This window comes from Weissella viridescens, from assembly GCF_001437355.1.
In the GTDB taxonomy this organism is placed as follows: domain Bacteria; phylum Bacillota; class Bacilli; order Lactobacillales; family Lactobacillaceae; genus Weissella; species Weissella viridescens.
Genome location: NZ_JQBM01000006.1, coordinates 1 through 3073, shown reverse-complemented (window position 1 = coordinate 3073; position 3073 = coordinate 1). Strand labels below are relative to the sequence as shown.

General features: G+C 49.5%; 1 rRNA gene. It reads left to right on the top strand.

The features are described from left to right. The first annotated feature begins 113 nt into the window (after nucleotides 1–113). Nucleotides 114–3030, top strand: a 23S ribosomal RNA gene (locus IV50_RS07275). Nucleotides 3031–3073 lie beyond the last annotated feature (43 nt).

The window sequence follows — 3073 nt, the reverse complement described above, 5'->3', positions numbered from 1 at the left end:
AATTGAGCCGAAAAAATACACCGCGTAATTTTTTGAGTTTTTTAAATTAGTTTAAATCGCTTGTGGCCTTTGAGCCACAATACTCAAACTTGAATCATCAACGCAAGTTGATAGGTTAAGTTATTAAGGGCGCATGGTGAATGCCTTGGCACTAGGAGCCGATGAAGGACGGGACTAACACCGATATGCTTCGGGGAGCTGTAAGTAAGCTTTGATCCGGAGATTTCCGAATGGGGAAACCCAACTTGTTTATACAAGTTATCATTTAGTGAATACATAGCTAAATTGAAGGTAGACGTTGTGAACTGAAACATCTCATTAGCAACAGGAATAGAAAGAAAAATCGATTCCGACAGTAGCGGCGAGCGAAATCGGAAGAGCCCAAACCAACGTGCTTGCATGTTGGGGTTGTAGGACTACCATTGTGGAGTTACAAAATTGTTTATTAGCAGAATCAGCTGGGAAGCTGAGCGAGACAGGGTGATAGCCCCGTATGCGAAAGTAAGCAATCTCCCGTGTAGGATCCTGAGTACGGCCGGACACGTGAAATCCGGTCGGAATCCGCGAGGACCATCTCGCAAGGCTAAATACTCCCTAGTGACCGATAGTGAACCAGTACCGTGAGGGAAAGGTGAAAAGCACCCCGGAAGGGGAGTGAAAAAGTTCCTGAAACCATGTGCCTACAAGAAGTTAGAGCCCGTTAATGGGTGATAGCGTGCCTTTTGTAGAATGAACCGGCGAGTTACGATAACATGCAAGGTTAAGGTGGAAAGACCGGAGCCGTAGCGAAAGCGAGTCTGAAATGGGCGCTTAAGTATGTTGTTGTAGACCCGAAACCAGGTGACCTACCCATGTCCAGGGTGAAGATGCGGTAAAGCGCATTGGAGGCCCGAACCCGTACATGTTGAAAAATGTTGGGATGAGGTGTGGGTAGCGGTGAAATTCCAATCGAACTTGGAGATAGCTGGTTCTCTCCGAAATAGCTTTAGGGCTAGCCTCGGAATGAAGCGTGTTGGAGGTAGAGCACTGTTTTGGTGCGGGGCCCATCTAGGGTTACCAAATTAAGATAAACTCCGAATGCCAATCACGTATGTCCGGGAGTCAGACAGTGAGTGATAAGATCCATTGTCGAAAGGGGAACAGCCCAGATCGTCAGTTAAGGTCCCTAAGTGTGTGTTAAGTGGAAAAGGAAGTGGAGTTGCATAGACAACTAGGATGTTGGCTCAGAAGCAGCCACCATTTAAAGAGTGCGTAATAGCTCACTAGTCGAGTGATTCTGCACCGAAAATGTACCGGGGCTAAACACACCACCGAAACTACGGGTGCCACGTAAGTGGCGCGATAGGAGAGCGTTCTATGGGCGATGAAGTCAGACCGTGAGGACTGGTGGAGCGCATAGAAGTGAGAATGCCGGTATGAGTAGCGAAAGACAGGTGAGAATCCTGTCCACCGTATGACTAAGGTTTCCTGGGGAAGGCTCGTCCTCCCAGGGTTAGTCGGGACCTAAGGCGAGGCTGAGAAGCGTAGTCGATGGATAACAGGTTGAGATTCCTGTACCAGGTGAACATGTTTGAACGATGGAGGGACGCAGAAGGCTAACGGATCCCAGCTGATGGATATGCTGGGTTAAATAACAAGTCTTGAGTTGAGTTAAATGCTTGACTCTTTAAGGACAAGTTATGATGAGGACCGAAATAAAGTAGGGAAGTCCGCCATGTCACGCTGCCAAGAAAAGCTTCTAGTTAGTGTTTACCTGCCCGTACCGCAAACCAACACAGGTAGTCGAGGAGAGCATCCTAAGGTGAGCGAGTGAACTCTCGTTAAGGAACTCGGCAAAATGACCCCGTAACTTCGGGAGAAGGGGTGCTCAGCGAAAGCTGAGCCGCAGTGAATAGGCCCAGGCGACTGTTTATCAAAAACACAGGTTTCTGCAAAATCGTAAGATGACGTATAGGGGCTGACGCCTGCCCGGTGCTGGAAGGTTAAAAGGAGTGCTTAGCGCAAGCGAAGGTATGAATTGAAGCCCCAGTAAACGGCGGCCGTAACTATAACGGTCCTAAGGTAGCGAAATTCCTTGTCGGGTAAGTTCCGACCCGCACGAAAGGCGTAACGATCTGGGCACTGTCTCAACGAGAGACTCGGTGAAATTTAAAGACCCGTGAAGATGCGGGTTACCCGCGACAGGACGGAAAGACCCCATGGAGCTTTACTGTAGCTTGATATTGAGTGTTTGTGCAGCTTGTACAGCATAGGTAGGAGCCGTTGAAGTCGGAACGCTAGTTTCGATGGAGGCACAGGTGGGATACTACCCTCGTTGTATGACCACTCTAACTCACACCACTAAGCGTGGTGGAAGACAGTGTCTGGCAGGCAGTTTGACTGGGGCGGTCGCCTCCTAAAAGGTAACGGAGGCGCCCAAAGGTTCTCTCAGAATGGTTGGAAATCATTCGCAGAGTGTAAAGGCACAAGAGAGCTTGACTGTGAGACTGACTAGTCGAGCAGGTACGAAAGTAGGGCTTAGTGATCCGGTGGTTCCGCATGGAAGGGCCATCGCTCAACGGATAAAAGCTACCCTGGGGATAACAGGCTTATCTCCCCCAAGAGTCCACATCGACGGGGAGGTTTGGCACCTCGATGTCGGCTCATCGCATCCTGGGGCTGTAGTCGGTCCCAAGGGTTGGGCTGTTCGCCCATTAAAGCGGTACGCGAGCTGGGTTCAGAACGTCGTGAGACAGTTCGGTCCCTATCCGTCGCGGGCGTAGGAAATTTGAGAGGAGTTGCCCTTAGTACGAGAGGACCGGGGTGAACGTACCTCTGGTGTATCAGTTGTTCCGCCAGGAGCATCGCTGAGTAGCTATGTACGGATGAGATAAACGCTGAAAGCATCTAAGTGTGAAACTCGCCTCGAGATGAGATTTCCCATTCTTTATGAAGTAAGACCCCTTGTAGATGACAAGGTAGATAGGCTAGAAGTGGAAGTGCGGCGACGCATGGAGCGGACTAGTACTAATGGTTCGAGGACTTAACCAAGTTGAACAAAACGTTGGTGTACGGTTCAATTAATGAAATGAAA